Annotated in this window: 12 protein-coding genes; 9 read left to right on the top strand and 3 right to left on the bottom strand. The window is 34.1% G+C overall.

Annotation, left to right across the window (positions count from 1 at the left end; genetic code table 11):
• Nucleotides 1-25: 25 nt before the first annotated feature.
• Entirely contained in the window at nucleotides 26-607 is a 582-nt protein-coding gene (locus FQU21_RS00365) for an RNA polymerase sigma factor (protein ID WP_147676038.1), read from the bottom strand.
• Nucleotides 608-764: 157 nt separating this feature from the next.
• Here FQU21_RS00365 and FQU21_RS00360 point away from each other — a divergent pair, with 157 nt between their 5' ends.
• The 8 genes from FQU21_RS00360 to FQU21_RS00325 all read left to right on the top strand — a co-directional run bounded on the left by FQU21_RS00360 (nucleotide 765) and on the right by FQU21_RS00325 (nucleotide 13618).
• Nucleotides 765-1979, top strand: coding sequence for an RsmB/NOP family class I SAM-dependent RNA methyltransferase (locus FQU21_RS00360; RefSeq protein WP_147676037.1), 1215 nt, complete (start codon nucleotides 765-767; stop codon nucleotides 1977-1979).
• Between the two features lie 260 nt (nucleotides 1980-2239).
• Nucleotides 2240-2959, top strand: coding sequence for a DUF2911 domain-containing protein (locus FQU21_RS00355; RefSeq protein ID WP_147676036.1), 720 nt, complete (start codon nucleotides 2240-2242; stop codon nucleotides 2957-2959).
• 175 nt (nucleotides 2960-3134) lie between these two features.
• Nucleotides 3135-6809 carry a phosphoribosylformylglycinamidine synthase gene (gene purL / locus FQU21_RS00350; RefSeq protein ID WP_147676035.1) on the top strand — a complete coding sequence of 1225 codons (3675 nt, stop codon included), beginning with the start codon at nucleotides 3135-3137 and terminating at the stop codon, nucleotides 6807-6809.
• A gap of 48 nt (nucleotides 6810-6857) precedes the next feature.
• Nucleotides 6858-8858: a sensor histidine kinase gene (locus FQU21_RS00345; RefSeq protein WP_147676034.1), complete on the top strand. Its 2001-nt coding sequence runs from the start codon at nucleotides 6858-6860 to the stop codon at nucleotides 8856-8858.
• Entirely contained in the window at nucleotides 8846-9499 is a 654-nt protein-coding gene (locus tag FQU21_RS00340) for a response regulator (RefSeq protein WP_246124691.1), read from the top strand. The genes FQU21_RS00345 and FQU21_RS00340 overlap by 13 nt, the downstream gene beginning before the upstream one ends.
• Before the next feature lie 143 nt (nucleotides 9500-9642).
• Nucleotides 9643-10014, top strand: a complete 372-nt coding sequence (locus FQU21_RS00335; protein WP_147676033.1) for a hypothetical protein — start codon at nucleotides 9643-9645, stop codon at nucleotides 10012-10014.
• 6 nt (nucleotides 10015-10020) lie between these two features.
• Nucleotides 10021-10548 carry a phage tail protein gene (locus tag FQU21_RS00330; protein ID WP_147676032.1) on the top strand — a complete coding sequence of 176 codons (528 nt, stop codon included), beginning with the start codon at nucleotides 10021-10023 and terminating at the stop codon, nucleotides 10546-10548.
• 19 nt (nucleotides 10549-10567) lie between these two features.
• A complete protein-coding gene (locus tag FQU21_RS00325) occupies nucleotides 10568-13618 on the top strand; it encodes a T9SS type A sorting domain-containing protein (RefSeq protein ID WP_147676031.1) in 3051 nt (1016 codons plus the stop codon).
• 222 nt (nucleotides 13619-13840) lie between these two features.
• On the opposite strand, the gene FQU21_RS00320 is transcribed toward FQU21_RS00325, so the two are convergent.
• Nucleotides 13841-14290, bottom strand: coding sequence for a hypothetical protein (locus FQU21_RS00320; protein WP_147676030.1), 450 nt, complete (start codon nucleotides 14288-14290; stop codon nucleotides 13841-13843).
• Nucleotides 14281-14844 carry a hypothetical protein gene (locus FQU21_RS00315; protein ID WP_147676029.1) on the bottom strand — a complete coding sequence of 188 codons (564 nt, stop codon included), beginning with the start codon at nucleotides 14842-14844 and terminating at the stop codon, nucleotides 14281-14283. The genes FQU21_RS00320 and FQU21_RS00315 overlap by 10 nt, the downstream gene beginning before the upstream one ends.
• Before the next feature lie 312 nt (nucleotides 14845-15156).
• Here FQU21_RS00315 and FQU21_RS00310 point away from each other — a divergent pair, with 312 nt between their 5' ends.
• Entirely contained in the window at nucleotides 15157-16926 is a 1770-nt protein-coding gene (locus FQU21_RS00310) for an AMP-dependent synthetase/ligase (protein ID WP_147676028.1), read from the top strand.
• The last annotated feature ends 91 nt before the right edge of the window (nucleotides 16927-17017 follow it).

Genomic DNA, 17017 nt, shown 5'->3' with positions numbered 1-17017 from the left:
AAAAACTTGCGTTACTTCCGCTTTTTTATTTTAAATCGTTTTTATAAAAATCACCTAAAATATCTTGTAAATTTTTCTTAGCTCGAAACATGAGAGACTCTACCGACGATAAACTTTTCTCGGTAACCTCGCAAATTTCTTGATAACTCATTCCATCCACTTTACTCAATGTAAACACTACACGTTGCGCATCGGGTAACTGATTAATAGCCTTAAAAAGCGTTTCACTTTTTTCTTTATTTTCTAACAAAACCCCGGGATGATTCATTTCGGTAAAATACTTGGTTTTGTCCACAGGAATATCATTTCCCATAATAGACTGCAAAAATGCAAATCGTTTTTTAGTATTTTTCTTCCTAATAAACTCTAAACATTTATTTGTGGTAATCCGGTAAATCCATGTAGACAACTTAGAATTTCCTTTAAATTTTTTAATCGAATTAAAAACCTCAACAAACACATCCTGCGCAATATCTTCCGCATCCTCTTTATTTGGCACAAACGAAATGCAAGTTGCAAACACTTTTTGCTGAAAAAGGTCTATAAGCTTGCCATAAGCAAATGACTTTCCTGCTATTAAATCGTTAATAAAGTCTTGTTCTTCCAAAAGTGCTAATTAATCGCTGCAAATTAAGAAAAATTATTAATGAATAAAGCGTAACTTTGCACACTATATTAAATTAATACGGTTTGATTTTAATAGAAGAAGGTATTCGAACCCCGTTTACCAACCTCCGCTAACAGAAAACCGAGAATACAAAAAAATGCGATTACACAGAAATTTATGCTTTGCGGTTATTGATGGTTTAACCCTAATATTTAACGAAGGCAAATACGCCGATAAGGTGATACAACAATTATTAAAACGAGATAAACGCTGGGGCGCGAGAGACCGCGGTTTTGTTGCTGAAACCACTTATGATATGGTGCGTTGGAAACGTTTATACGCCGAAATTGCCGAAGTAAAAGAACCTTTTGATCGTGATAACCTATGGCGCATGTTTGCCGTTTGGGCGACACTAAAAGGTATAAAATTACCCGATTGGAAATATTTTGAAGGCACACCTTTACGCCGTATTAAAGGCCGATACGATGAACTGTCTAAAAACAGAAAATTTAAAGAATCTATCCCGGATTGGATGGATGAAATTGGCGTAAAAGAACTTGGAAAAGAGCTTTGGAGCAAGGAAATTGAAGCTTTAAACCAGCAAGCCGATGTTATTTTACGTGTAAATACTCTAAAAACAACTAAGGAAGCGCTACAAACCGCCTTATTCGATTTAGATATTGAAACCGATTTTTTATCAAACCATCCAAGTGCTCTTAAATTAAAAGAGCGTGCCAATGTATTTTCTACAGACATGTTTAAAAACGGACATTTTGAAGTACAAGATGCCTCTTCGCAATTAGTTGCCGAGTTTTTAAATGTAGAACCAGGTATGCGCGTGGTAGATGCTTGTGCTGGCGCGGGTGGAAAAACCTTGCACTTGGCGTCTTTAATGGAAAATAAAGGACAAATTATTGCCATGGATATTTATGGTAATAAATTAAACGAATTAAAACGACGTGCTAAACGTAATGGTGCTCATAATATTGAAAACCGAGCGATAGAATCGACTAAAGTGATTAAAAAACTTTACGATAAAGCCGACCGTGTATTAATTGATGCTCCTTGTTCTGGTTTAGGTGTTTTAAGAAGAAACCCAGATGCCAAATGGAAATTGCAACCAGAATTTCTCGATAAAATCAAGAAAACCCAACAAGAGATTATACAACAGTATTCTAGAATGGTAAAAGCAGGCGGACAAATGGTTTATGCCACTTGTTCGGTATTACCTTCGGAAAACCAAGAACAGGTTGCTAAATTTTTAAAATCGGAAGCCGGAGAAAACTTCTCTTTAGTAAAAGATAAAAAAGTAATGGCACACAAATCTGGATTCGATGGGTTTTACATGGCTTTACTAGAACGCAAGGCGTAAACAACAATCAAATTGCTAATTCAGTAGTAATTCGAAAATACATAAACAAGCTTTTAAAACGAGCGTAGTACCTTAATAAACCGAGGGTATTACGCTCGTTTTCTTTTACAAAAAACACAAAGAATAAACGAGCTAATCTAGAGTCCTATTTCAGTTTTAAAAAAATTAATTATTTTTCACTACATTTGATAACAAACTAAATAACAAAACATTACACACAGAACATTTCTGTTTGCAGCCTGTTTTTAATAATTCTTTATATGAAAATTAGACTTCTATTTTTTGCGTTTTTACTAGCAAGCATCAATACGAAAATTGCAGCTCAACAACTAGACGTAACAACAACGACTATTCATAAAGTTGGACAAACTGAATTAAAAATTAATTTAACACACAAAACAAAAGTAAAACGGATTACGGATAAAGACGTGGAAACCTACAAAGAACAATGGAAACAAAGCATTAACGGCTCCACCGAAATAGAATTTAATAAAGACGTAACCATAAATAACATTAAAATAAAAGCTGGCAAGTATCTTATTTTACTATTTCCGGGTAACGACTGGAAACCGGATAATGACCAAGTTTATGCTTTCCCTGGCAACGATTGGAAACCAACAGACTCCAAAGTTAAATTCCCTGGTAATGACTGGAAGCCTAAAAATTCTAAAATTTTATTTCCGGGCAACGATTGGAAACCAAAAAACTCAAATGTAAAATTCCCAGGAAACGATTGGGCACCGCTTAACGAATCCATGAATGCTTTCCCTGGAAACGACTGGCTTGTTGTTTTTTATAAAAAAGACAATAAACCTTTTAATAAAAACCGAATAGTAGCAGAAACCACGATAACATCAAAACGCATTACACAACCCGTTTTAAATGTATTAGCCAATTTTATTTATTTAAATAATAATGCTGTTCAACTAAATTTCACTTTAGAAAAAACAGTAATCGCTATTCCTATAATTATAAATTAACAGGTTAAACAAACACCTATTGCATAAAATAATTAAAAAGCGACGCCTTAAAAAAGGGTCGCTTTTTTGTTTAAAACCCCTTAATAACTCAATCTGTTACTTCGCACATTTTTAATAGAAAATCAACTAAAAAGAATTAAATTTGCACTTTCTTTAAACTAACAACACACATATAATGATTCATTTCTTTGGAAACGTAACCAGTAAAGTATTTGCTGTTCAAACAACAAAAGAATTATCTACCGAAACCATTGCAAAATTAACATGGCTTTTTGGAGACCAACCTCAAATAGAGCAAGCATCCATAGATGCTTTTTTTGTTGGCCCACGAGCAGCCATGATTACGCCTTGGAGTACCAATGCTGTTGAAATTACTCAGAATATGGGAATTTCAGATATTATCAGAATTGAAGAATTCTTAGCTTCTACTGAAGATTTCAAAGATTTCGATCCTATGATTTCAGAAAAGTTCTCAAGCTTGAACCAAGAGACCTTTACCATCAACATTAAACCAGAAGCTATTTTAAACATCGAAGATATTTCGGCTTACAATCAACAAGAAGGCTTATCTTTAAGTGATGAAGAGGTAGATTATTTAGAAAGTGTTGCTAAAAAAATTGGACGTCCGCTGACAGATTCTGAAGTTTTCGGATTCTCTCAAGTAAATTCAGAGCATTGTCGTCACAAAATTTTCAACGGAACTTTTGTCATTGATGGTGAAGAAAAACCGACGTCACTTTTCAAATTAATTAGAAAAACATCCGAGACACATCCAAACGATATTGTTTCGGCATATAAAGATAATGTCGCTTTTGTAAAAGGACCAGTAGTAGAGCAATTTGCGCCTAAAACTGCTGACAAACCCGACTTTTACGAAACAAAAAATTTCGAATCTGTAATTTCGCTTAAAGCGGAAACCCATAATTTCCCAACCACTGTTGAACCTTTTAACGGAGCAGCAACAGGTGCTGGTGGAGAAATTAGAGATAGATTAGCTGGAGGAAAAGGATCGTTACCTTTAGCTGGAACAGCGGTTTATATGACCTCTTATTCTCGATTAGAAGAAAACCGTCCTTGGGAACAAAAGTTTGAAGCTAGAGATTGGCTCTACCAAACCCCAATGGATATTTTAATAAAAGCATCTAACGGTGCTTCAGATTTTGGAAACAAATTTGGTCAGCCATTAATTACAGGTTCTGTATTGACTTTTGAACATAATGAAAATGCTTCTGTAAGCGAATCTCCAGCAAGAAAATTAGGTTTCGATAAAGTGATTATGCAAGCGGGTGGTATTGGTTATGGTAAAGCAGACCAAGCTTTAAAAGACACGCCTAAAGCCGGTGATAAAATCGTTATTCTTGGTGGCGAAAATTATAGAATTGGTATGGGTGGAGCCGCAGTATCTTCTGCCGATACAGGAGAATTTGCTTCAGGAATTGAACTGAATGCGGTACAACGTTCTAACCCAGAAATGCAAAAACGTGCGGCCAATGCCGTTCGTGGCATGGTAGAAAGTGACGAAAACTTTATTGTTTCTATTCACGATCACGGTGCTGGCGGACACTTAAACTGTCTTTCTGAATTGGTTGAAGATACGGGAGGAAAAATCGATTTAGATGCGCTTCCTGTTGGAGACCCAACTTTATCTGACAAAGAAATTATTGGTAACGAGTCTCAAGAACGTATGGGCTTAGTAATTGCCGAAAACCATATTGAAACCTTAAACAAAATTGCAGAGCGTGAGCGTTCACCAATGTACACAGTTGGTGATGTTACAGGCGATGACCGTTTTACTTTTGAATCTAAAACCAACGGCCATAAACCAATGGATTTAGCTTTAGAAGACATGTTTGGTAGTTCTCCTAAAACGGTTTTAACCGATAAAACCGTTGTTAGAAAATACAAAAACTCAAGATACAAAACCAAAAACTTACAAATCTACTTAAACCAAGTATTGCAATTAGAAGCTGTGGCTTGTAAGGATTGGTTAACAAATAAAGTAGACCGCTGTGTTGGTGGTAAAGTGGCCAAACAACAATGTGTTGGACCGTTACAAATCCCTCTAAATAACGTGGGTGTTATGGCCTTAGATTTTAAAGGCAAAGAAGGTGTGGCAACCACTATTGGGCACTCGCCTATTTCTGGATTAATTAACCCGAAAGCAGGAAGTAGAAACTCCATTACAGAATCGCTTACCAACTTAGTTTGGGCGCCTTTAAAAGATGGTTTACAATCGGTTTCACTTTCAGCTAACTGGATGTGGCCATGTAAAAACGAAGGTGAAGATGCACGTTTATATGAAGCGGTTCAAGCAGTTTCAGAATTTGCTATCGATTTAGGTGTGAATGTTCCAACCGGAAAAGATTCGCTTTCTATGAAGCAAAAATATCCCGATGGCGATGTAATTTCTCCTGGTACTGTGATTATTTCTGCAGGTGCTAACTGTAATGATATAACCAAAGTTGTAGAGCCTTTATTAAAGCATAATGGCGGAAACATCTATTACATCAACATGTCTCAAGATAAATTCAAACTAGGAGGAAGCTCTTTCAACCAAGTTTTAAATACAATTGGAAATGATGCTCCAGATGTAAAGAATCCCGCTTTTGTTAAAACAGCTTTCAATACCATCCAAAATTTAATTAAAGACGATAAAATACAAGCAGGACACGATGTGGCTTCCGGTGGTTTAATCACCACTTTATTAGAACTTTGTTTTGCGGATGTGAACTTAGGTGCCGATTTAGATCTTTCTGCATTACATGAAGAAGATTCTATAAAAGTATTATTTGCTGAAAATTCTGGACTTGTTTTTCAAGCGGATGCTTCAGTAGAACCAGTTTTAGCTGAAAACAACATAGAGTTCTTCAATATTGGTTCTGCAAATAACACCGGAAACTTAAATATAAAAAATAACGATGATAATTTCAGCTTTAATATTGCTGAAACTAGAGATGTTTGGTATAAAACATCATTCTTATTAGATCAAAAACAAACGGCTAATGATTTAGCTGAAGCCCGTTTCAACAACTATAAAAATCAACCACTTCAATATACATTCCCGAAACATTTCACAGGAAAATTAGAGGCTTTTACAGGCAAACGTCCAAAAGCAGCTATTCTACGTGAAAAAGGATCTAATTCTGAACGTGAAATGGCAAACGCCATGTATTTAGCTGGTTTTGATGTCAAAGATGTGCACATGACCGATTTAATTTCTGGTCGTGAAACCTTAGAAGATATTCAGTTTTTAGGAGCTGTTGGTGGCTTTTCAAACTCCGATGTTTTAGGCTCTGCAAAAGGGTGGGCTGGCGCTATTAAATACAACGAAAAAGCGAATAAAGCTATTCAAGATTTCTTTAAAAGAGAAGACACCTTATCTGTTGGAATTTGTAATGGCTGCCAATTATTCATGGAATTAGAAGAGATTAATCCAGAACATAAAGTTCATGGAAAAATGCACCATAACGATTCTCAAAAACACGAAAGTTCATTTACTTCTGTAAAAATCCAAGAGAATAATTCAGTGATGCTTTCTACCTTAGCAGGAAGCACTTTAGGAGTTTGGATTTCTCATGGTGAAGGTAAATTTAACTTACCAGAAAAAGAAGATCAGTACAATATTGTTGCTAAATATGGTTATGAAGGGTATCCGAATAACCCAAATGGTTCCGATTATAACACCGCGATGTTATGTGATAAAACAGGGCGCCATTTAGTAACTATGCCACATATTGAGCGTTCTACGTTCCAATGGAACTGGGCAAATTACCCAGAAAACAGAAAAGACGAAGCAACACCTTGGTTAGAAGCCTTCGTAAACGCACGTCTTTGGATTGAGAAAAAATAAATTTCAGCATCTATCAAAAAGCAACTACTTACATATTGTTTGCTTTGTGTGTCTTGGCTTGTTTACAGCCAAGACACAATAGATGATGTCTTTTTAAACAAACAACTTAAAACAGCAAACTCTGCTAATAGCCAACTTAAAACACTTAATAACATTGTTTTAACTGAAACAAATGTTTTAGATAGTACGGCCATTAAATTTCTTGAAAACAAAATAGATTTTGCTCTAAAACACCAAGATTATAATAGCGCATTATTATATGTAAATAAATGTATTAAGTATTATACCTTTAACCATGTTAATAATGTAAAGGCTTATCAAATAGCCGAAGATTTCCAATCTAAAATTAATAAATGTACCAATAAAGAGCAGATTACTAAGTTTTATATTAATTATGCTGAAGCGGCTACATACCTTCAAAAATTCAATAAATCGTTAACCATTCTTAATGAAAACATAAAACGATTTAATACAGAAAAAGATTCTTCTTTATATGAATACGGTTATACCTATTTAGTAGCAGGAGAAAACAGTGCCAAATTAGAAGATATTGTTAATGGTGCTAAATATTTTAACAAAGCCATTACCCTTTTTCAACATCAAAAAGATACGATATCTTATTTATGGTCATTAAATGGACTTAGCCGTTTATTTGGTACTAATGGACTTTATAACGAAGCTGAAAAAGTACGAGAAAAAATATTCAAACTAGAACCGTTAATATCTACTAAAGATGTTGTTGTTATGGCTCACATTACTGCAGCCATTGATGCCTCTACTCAAAAAAACAAGAAAGACAAAGAGATTTTCCATGCTAAAAAAGCGATAGCGCAAGTAAATACTGTTAACTCAGAAAGCAAGAATATCATAAAAGTACTTAGCTATGCTTGTGCCGTTTACATTTATGCTAGACATAACGATTTAAAAACATCGGATGAACATTTAATTGTTTTAAAAAAATTAATGCGTAGTTATAAAAACAATAGTTTTTTGAACACTTACTACTGTTTAGCGCTAGGCACTAATTTATATACCCATAAAAAATACGAAGAAGCCAAACAGCAAATATTACCTGTTTATAATACTGTAAAAAAAGCTAAAGAAGCTGCAAATGTTTTAGAATTTGAAAAACTTTTAGCTAAAACCTATGAGGGTTTAGGTAACCATAAAAATGCACTACAACATTTTAAAAACTATACTCATCTTAAAGATTCTTTACAGCAACGCACGACTAGAAAACGCTTTGATTATGTGCAAAGTTTATTTGATGTTGAAAAAAAAGATTTTGAAATTGCTAAACAGAAAAAAAATATTGAATTGCTTTCTACCGAAAATAAACTAAAAACACAATGGATTCTCTTTGGTGGTTTAAGCTTAGTTTCTGTTTTTACTATCCTTTACCTTTTAATGTCTAAAAAGTATGAAAATAGAAAACAGAAAATACAAAAAGAATTTTCAAGAAATCTTTTATTAGGGCAAGAAGCAGAACGTACGCGTATCGCTAGAGAATTACATGATGGTGTAGGACAACAACTAAGTCTTATTAAAACGAAAGCACAAAATATAGCGCACACCCAATTAACCCATTTAACCGATGACGTTTTGGAAGAAGTGCGATCCATATCTAGAGGTTTATACCCGCCACTACTAAATGAGTTAGGCCTTACATCTAGCCTTAACCAACTTATTTATGATTTGGATAACGATACAGACATTTTTTTTACAGTTGAAATCGACAACATTGACAATCATTTAAATAAAAATGATCACGTTCATTTATATCGATTTATGCAAGAAAGCTTAAATAATATTATTAAACATGCTGAAGCAAATTCTGTAAACATCTCGATAAAAGAAAATGAAAATCTTATTTTTATCCAAATAAGAGATAATGGTAAAGGCTTTGATCTTAATAAAATAAAAATATCAAAAAGTTTAGGCCTTAAAACCTTATCCGAAAGAATTCTAATTTTAAAAGGAAATTTTCTAATAGAAAGCAAACCTTCTGAAGGGACTATTTTAAAAGCAACTATACCGTGCATAACTTAAATAAAAACGCAACAATTATTGTAGCCGATGACCATCCTTTGTTATTAAAAGGCATGATAGAAGCGCTAGAATCTAAAGAATATCAAGTTTCTGGAAAAGCAAAAACAGGTTTAGAAGCATTAAATTTAATTATTGAACAACAGCCCACTATTGCTATTTTAGATATAGAAATGCCTATATTATCTGGTATTGAGGTTATAAAAAAAGCAAAAGAAAACCACACACTAACCAAATTTATTTTACTGACTTCATATAAAGAACAACGTATCATCATACAAGCAGAACAACTTCAAATTCAAGGGTATTTATTAAAAGACGAACCTTTTGAAGAATTAGATCATTGTTTACAACAGGTATTAAAAGGAAAAACTTATTTTAGTAAAACTTTTAATGAAATCTTTGATGAAGATATAAACCCCCAATTAAAAAAATTTAAACTCCTTACACCTTCAGAAAGAACAATTATTAGACTAATTGCACAAGGCTATACTTCTGGAGAAATTTCAAACCAACTGACTGTTTCTATTCGCACAGTTGAAAAACACCGAAGCAACATTATTCATAAGCTCGACTTAGTATCTAACGACACTTCTTTGTCCTTTTGGGCTGAAAAATATAAAGCATTCATTCTTGGTTTATAACCTTATAACCACCGTAGTTATTTTTAACAGCAGGTTAATAACGCTATTTAATTACTACGTACCCCTACGTAATATTTATTAAAAACACGTATTTCAGTATTTATAAGACGTTTATAGTTTTGACAATATAAACACCTATAAAGATGTATACACTTACCATTAAAAATGATTTCCATGACCAGGGATTGCTCTATTACACCAAAGCGGGAAAACGCCATGATTACCCTATTTTAAATCATGACACATCTACATTTAAAGATATAACAAATGCCTATTTAAGTATTTCTGCAAGTAATGTAACTTTTATTGATTTAGGAACAGATAAAATTCCAGATTATCCTATTCCAGAAGGCGAGTTTGGATTATTAATTAGAGTGGCAACTACAGAAGCATACTGCCGTTATAATGGTAAAGGTGAATTTATATTAACATTAGATAAGTATGGTTCTTATAGCATTGAAGCTGTTAAAGGTGAGGCTGTAAAAATTAAATTGGAAGAAATAACTATTAAGTAAAATACTATGGATGAATATATAGGAATTATAAAAATATTTGCCGGTAATTTTGCTCCAAAAGGATGGCTTTTTTGCCATGGACAGTTACTGCCAATAGCGGGAAATACAACACTATATTCTTTGATAGGAACCACCTACGGAGGTGACGGAAGATCTACATTTGCCCTACCAGACTTTAGAGGAAGAACTCCTATTGGTGCTGGTCAAGGTTATGGATTTTCTAATTATAAATTAGGTGCTCAAGGAGGCAAAGAAAAAGTAAGTTTATCTCTAGAAGAAATGCCTAGTCATAGTCATGAAGCTAGTCTTCAAATAGCTTCTCCTTTGGAAAGAGGGAGTCAGACATATACAAAAGCAGCAAATCACTATTTAGCTGATGGGAATACGTATAGCGATATTAAAAACAATACAATGCCTATGGATACTATTGCTGTTAATAAATCAGGAAATGGAGCTGCTCATGATAATATGCAGCCTTTTATAGCAGTAAATTATATTATTTGTCTTGAAGGCATATTTCCTCCTAGACCCTAATAAATTTAAATCAACTACTATGAAAAAAAACTACTACTTATATCTATTTATTTTTCTTATCTCAAGCATTAGTTTTGCTCAAACCAATTTAAATTTCACTATTGATAATGCCATAGATTATGGTGGTACTGGAGGAGTCACAAGTTCAGACAACCGTATTGAAGAAACCATTACCGTAGATGGAAACTCCTATTTACTAAAAGTAAGTTGTTCTAGAGATTTAGTCTTAGAAGATTTAGGAGGTGGAGACAATATTTTTTACTCGGCATTTTCAGATAAAGAAACCTTTGAACTATTAAAAAACGGAGCTCCTATCAATTTCAATTTTGTAAGCATTGATTTCGACAATCCTTTTAAAGAAGGAGAGGTAACCATTAAAAATTTAAAAGGAGGTATCTTTTCTCAAAACACAAATGCAGGAGGGCAAGAAGACGGTTTTCCTGTTACTGGTACAATTACTTCTGATAACACAATCAATTCTACTAATATTACAGGTTTTGAAATTGACGAAGAAATCGCGAACACTTTAAATAACGTCGGTTGGCATAATATTCAACTAGAAATACCTGCAGCAGGACCAACAATTACACCCGATGCTAACAACATACTCTATGTTGATAAAAATACAAGCAGTGGTTCAGCAAATGGTAACTCTTGGACTAATGCCATCCCAGAACTGTCGGATGCTTTAGTTTGGGCCAAACAAAACGAAGACCCTAGTTGGGCAACCACGCCTCTACAAATCTGGGTAGCACAAGGCACCTACACGCCTGGAACGTTAGAAACCGATAGTTTTGTTATCCCCGAGGGTACCACTATTCTAGGAGGATTCAACGGTACCGAAACCACAGCCGATGCGCGCAACTGGGCTGAAAACCCAACCATTTTAAGTGGGGACTTAAATAATTCCTTAACCGAAAACCCCGGAGATAGCCATACCATTGTAACCATGGTTGGTAACAACGCTGAAATTAATGGGTTTTATATACAGTGGGGCTATGCCGATGATCTCACAGAAAATTCCCCAACTTTTATTGGACGCACTGGTGCAGGAGTCTATAACAATGGAAATAACAAAATATTCAACTGTAGCATTAGAAGTAATCATGCTGTTGTAGGCGCAGGCTTGGTTTCATATGGAGGAACTTTAGAAATAATTAATACGCTTTTCAATTCCAATGCAACCAACAATAATGGAGGCGCTATATCTGCCGAAAGTGGCACCATAAACATTACCAATTGTACCATTGCAAACAACAACTCCAATAATGGTGGTGGTGTACATTTTTATAACGGTAGCATCAATGCAACAAATACCATTTTCACCAATAATAGTGGTACAAATGGGAATATAAATGACGATGGTCCGGGTACGGGAACTGCAAATTATTGTTTGTTTTATAACGGAACAAGTGGTAACAATGGCAACTTACCCCCTAACATAACAGGAAGTAACAACATAGAAAATACAGACCCTTTATACACAAATGATTATCAATTAAATGCCTACTCTCCTGCCATAGATGCTGGTAGTAATACAGCATACACGAATGCTGGTGGTGATTTAAATAACGACTTAGATTTGGTAGGAAATCCAAGGATAAATAACTCAACTATTGATATTGGAGCTTATGAATTTCAAAATTATTGTATCAATTCAAGTTCTGATTCCATTATTTATGTAGATGCAAACGCTACAGGTACTAATGATGGTCGCAGTTGGACAAATGCGTTTACCGATATAGAAACTGCACTAGCTATACAAGACTGTGGTTTTACAGGCGAAATACGTGTAGCTGGAGGACAAACCTTTAAACCATCAACTTCTCGTTTATGCACTGGTGGTTGCTCCAGCCCTAGAGATTATTATTTTTTAATTCAAAATGATATTCAAATAAAAGGAAGCTATAATGTAAGTAATGACACCCAAGACTATAGTAACCCAACCATTTTGAGTGGTGATGTAGGTGTACTAGACAACAACAGCGATAATACCTTAAGAGTTGTGGTTACTACAAACCTTACCAATGCTGCTTTATTAGACGGCTTTACCATAACCCAAGGAAATGCAAATGGTATTAAGCAAGCAGTTATTAATGGCCAATCCATTAATAATTTTAATGGAGGAGGTATGCAAAACCATGGAAATCCTACCATCAGCAACTTTAGATTCGTAAACAATTCTACCACTGGAAAAGGTGGCGGTATGAGTAACGTTAGTGCTTCACCTTCTATTATTAATACCATATTTGTTGGAAATTCAGCAAAATATGGTGGCGGACTATATAATATAGGGGCTTCTCCTACCATTATTAATACTGTATTTGTTGAAAATTCGGCAGAAGAAGGTGGTGGTATACATAACTTTTCGAGTTCCCCTAGCATAATTAACACAACTTTTTATGGTAATACAACTACAGAAAACAGGGGTGGTGGCATGGTAAATTCACCAAGCTCTGAAGTTACCTTACACAACTCTGTATTTTATGCAAACGGTAATGATATTCATAACAGCAGTGTTTATCCTGCAGCTATTATTAACTCAAATAGCATTAATAACTTTAGTGAGACCTCTTATCTTTTAGGTAATTCAGAGCTTAGTTTTACCCAACTTACTTCAGACCCGTTTATAAATAAGAGTAATCCTATTGGTAATGATGGTATTTGGGGTACCCAAGATGACGGTTTGTACCCAGCTAATCAAGGTGTACTTGTAAATGCAGGTGACAATAGTTTTAATACAGAAAGTACAGATATTACTGGTAACCCTCGCATTTTAAATACCATCATTGATGTTGGAGCCTACGAACTGCAATCTACTTTAAGTACAGAAACAATTAGTCCCACGGCTTTTACCATTTACCCTAACCCAGTTAACCATATACTAAACATTAAAACACCCAACCAAAAATACAACTATAGTATATACAACATACAAGGACAGGTAGTTTTAAAAAATATGAACCAAACATCAAAAACTATTAATGTTTCTAAACTACCGTCAGGAATCTATTTACTTAAACTTTATAGTAACAACTACTCTCAAAATTTTAAAATCATTAAACAGTAATAAAAAAGCTATTAATCTCCTTTAGAGGTCAAGACTATAAAAAAGTATTGGCCTCTTTATTAATAATTCTTAGTCAAAAAAAACAGAAAAAATAACGTTTTCCCTTGGTTAGAAGCCTTCGTAAACGCACGTCTTTGGATTAAGAAAAAGTAATATATTGTTGTTATATCATAAAAAAGCGGGTTAAGACACAATTCTCAACCCACTTTTTTGTGTTCAATCTTATTTTTCTCTTTTAGAGTTCATCTTCCGTTTTATTTGCAAGCCCCGCTTTCGCAATCGCCGTTGTTTCCTTAAAACAGGAAAGCTCAAACTAACTAAAAGCGCAATGCAAGCCGCCGAACCTAAGCCGCCACCAAAACCATTAAAATAGCGACTCGTATTAAAAAAAATAATGGTAAACACAACTCCAGAGAACCCTATTAAAAAATAATTTGATAGCACTTTAGAAGATACCATCCCTATAAAAGAGGCTCCAAAACAAACTAATGGCAAATTTTTAGTTAAATAAGCCGATAATAAATCAGGAAACCATAAAACAAATACTCCAAACAAAACACCAACTAAAGCCGATGCTCTCACCGGCCCTTGTTTCAAATCGACATGCAAAAAGAACGTAACCATTGCTGAAATGCCGCCAACTAAAAATAATATGAATTGCTCTATATCCATTGAGAAATAAAATAGGTTATAAAAAAAGCAAATGCTACACCTCCAAAAGCCAAAGTTCCTAATTTACCACCAACACCATGAAAGGTATCCTTAGTTCCAACCAACAACAAACCGGTAATAGCACTGGCTAGGGTAATAAACACATAATCTGTAGCCACATTTATATTCGTCATCCCCACAAATGCACCGCAATATACAGCCGTTGGCATTCCCTGAATAAAGACACTTTTTTTAAAGAAGTCAGGAATAAAACTAGCAATTAAACCAACCAAACTAGCCGATAAAACACTGCTTAGTCCAAAAGAAGTACACAAAACATAGGTTAGAATAGCACCAAAAAAAACAAAGGCAACCGTTAACACGTGCTCGAAACTGTGACTCCCAGAACTTAACGGTGTTTTTTTATATGTAACTCTGAGTAATATTAACGACAGAATAATAAAAGCTGAAACAAAAATATTATTTTGATTTTCGAAAAATATCGCAGCTAAAAACCCTAAATGACATAAAATTATTAAAAAAAAAGAAAGCTTTTTTACATGCTTTTTAATCATACCCCTAATGTAATAAAGCTTCAAAAGTAAAGAATATCAACGAACTCTTATTAAAAGAAAGGAAGGTATTTACAACAAAAAACAACAGGTATTAAAAGGACGTTAAAATTAAGGTGTTTTAAACCAAAAAATCGTACCTTAATATCACCAAAAAAATTAATTTCAATTAAAACTGCACCGAAAACTAAAAACGCACACAATAGAAGATTGATAAAAATAAATAAAGTTTTATACGAATCCATTACTTTTTTTATCTAATATTTGATTATCTTATTTTATTTCCTATTTTGCAATATATAATTTTAATATCAAATGACCAAAATCACCAGACTTTTTGACTTCCCTTATTATCAATTAGAAACATATAATTTAGATAAGGCACTTAACACAAAACACCATGGAGAATGGCAATCTACATCTTCTCAAGACTATGTAGATCAAGCCAATGCCATAAGTCGTGGTTTATTAAAATTAGGTGTAAAGCCAAACGATAAAATTGCCGTTATTTCTTCTACAAATAGAACAGAATGGAGTATTCTCGATGTTGGGGTGTTACAAATTGGTGCTCAAAATGTTCCTATATATCCAACTATTTGTGCAGAAGATTATGAATATATTTTAAATCACTCAGAATCTACATACTGTTTTGTTTCAGATGAAGACATTGTAAAAAAACTAAATGCTATTAAAGGGAACACCAAACTTAAAAACATTTACACCTTTGATGATATTAAAAACGAAGCAAGTTGGAAAGAAGTCCTCAAATTAGGTGATGATAAAAGTAATCAAGCTGAAGTTGAAACTATAAAAAACGGCGTAAAATCGACCGATTTAGCAACCTTAATTTACACCTCTGGAACTACAGGGCAACCTAAAGGCGTTATGCTTTCTCATAACAATTTAGTTTCAACAGTTTTAAATAGCCAAAACCGTGTTCCATTTCAATATGGAAAAGCAAAAACCCTAAGTTTTTTACCGGTTTGCCATGTTTTCGAACGTATGATCTTATACTTATACCAATATTGTGGTGCGGAAATTTACTTTGCGGAATCTATCGATAAAATGACCGATAATCTCAAAGAAATTAAACCTAACGTTATGACCGCCGTACCCCGATTATACGAAAAGGTGTATGATAAAATTATAGCTAAAGGCAGTGAGCTCTCAGGTATAAAAAAAGCACTTTTCTTTTGGGCCGTAAATTTAGGCTTAAAATTCGAACCTTATGGTCAAAACGGATGGTGGTATGAGTTTCAACTTAAAATAGCAAGAAAACTTATTTTTAAAAAATGGCAGGAAGCTCTTGGTGGTAATTTAGACCTTATGGTGTCTGGTAGCGCCGCACTACAACCTCGATTAACCAGAATATTTGCTGCTGCCGGCTTACCCATAATGGAAGGCTATGGGTTAACAGAAACCTCCCCTGTTATATCTGTAAACGACATGCGCAACGGTGGTTTTAGAGTAGGAACTACTGGTAAAGTAATTGATAACGTTGAAGTTAAAATTGCCGCAGACGGAGAAATACTTGTAAAAGGCCCCAACGTCATGATGGGTTATTATAAAGACGAAGCCAAAACAGCCGAAGTTATTAAGGGTGATTATTTCCACACAGGTGATATTGGTGAAATGGATATCGATGGTTTCCTAAAAATTACCGATAGAAAAAAAGAAATGTTTAAAACTTCGGGAGGTAAATATGTGGCGCCTGCCTTACTTGAAAATCAATTTAAAGAATCTCGATTTATTGAACAAATCATGGTTATTGGTGAAGGTGAAAAAATGCCCGCCGCTTTAATTCAAATTAATTTTGAGTTTGTTAAAGAATGGGCTAAACGCCATAACATTACGTTTGCCAACAATAAAGACATAATAACGAATCCGCACTTACACGCGAGAATTCAAGAAGAAGTTGATGCCGCAAATGTAAACTTTGGCAAATGGGAACAGATTAAGAAATTTGAAATTACCCCAGACCTATGGTCTATTGACGCAGGGCACTTAACGCCAACCATGAAAATGAAACGTAAGGTTATTAAACAAAAGTACCTTCCGCTTATTGAAAAAATTTATAGAGGCTAACCTAATATTGTTTTATTAATAAAAAATTAATAAATTAACAAAAATATATTATGCACGCATAGTATATTTTACTATATTTGGAGACAACAAC

It is taken from the genome of Algibacter pacificus (genome assembly GCF_008033385.1).
Classification (GTDB): domain Bacteria; phylum Bacteroidota; class Bacteroidia; order Flavobacteriales; family Flavobacteriaceae; genus Algibacter; species Algibacter pacificus.
Note: the sequence above shows the minus strand (reverse complement) of the source record. Positions and strands in the feature narration are given on the sequence as shown.

What these genes read in the sequence shown, in the direction of transcription:
- FQU21_RS00325 (WP_147676031.1), top strand. Translation starts at nt 10,568, where the DNA reads ATGAAAAAAAACTACTACTTATATCTATTTATTTTTCTTATCTCAAGC.
- FQU21_RS00335 (WP_147676033.1), top strand. Translation starts at nt 9,643, where the DNA reads ATGTATACACTTACCATTAAAAATGATTTCCATGACCAGGGATTGCTC.
- FQU21_RS00310 (WP_147676028.1), top strand. Translation starts at nt 15,157, where the DNA reads ATGACCAAAATCACCAGACTTTTTGACTTCCCTTATTATCAATTAGAA.
- FQU21_RS00360 (WP_147676037.1), top strand. Translation starts at nt 765, where the DNA reads ATGCGATTACACAGAAATTTATGCTTTGCGGTTATTGATGGTTTAACC.
- FQU21_RS00320 (WP_147676030.1), bottom strand. Translation starts at nt 14,290, where the DNA reads ATGGATATAGAGCAATTCATATTATTTTTAGTTGGCGGCATTTCAGCA.
- FQU21_RS00355 (WP_147676036.1), top strand. Translation starts at nt 2,240, where the DNA reads ATGAAAATTAGACTTCTATTTTTTGCGTTTTTACTAGCAAGCATCAAT.
- FQU21_RS00315 (WP_147676029.1), bottom strand. Translation starts at nt 14,844, where the DNA reads ATGATTAAAAAGCATGTAAAAAAGCTTTCTTTTTTTTTAATAATTTTA.
- FQU21_RS00330 (WP_147676032.1), top strand. Translation starts at nt 10,021, where the DNA reads ATGGATGAATATATAGGAATTATAAAAATATTTGCCGGTAATTTTGCT.
- purL (WP_147676035.1), top strand. Translation starts at nt 3,135, where the DNA reads ATGATTCATTTCTTTGGAAACGTAACCAGTAAAGTATTTGCTGTTCAA.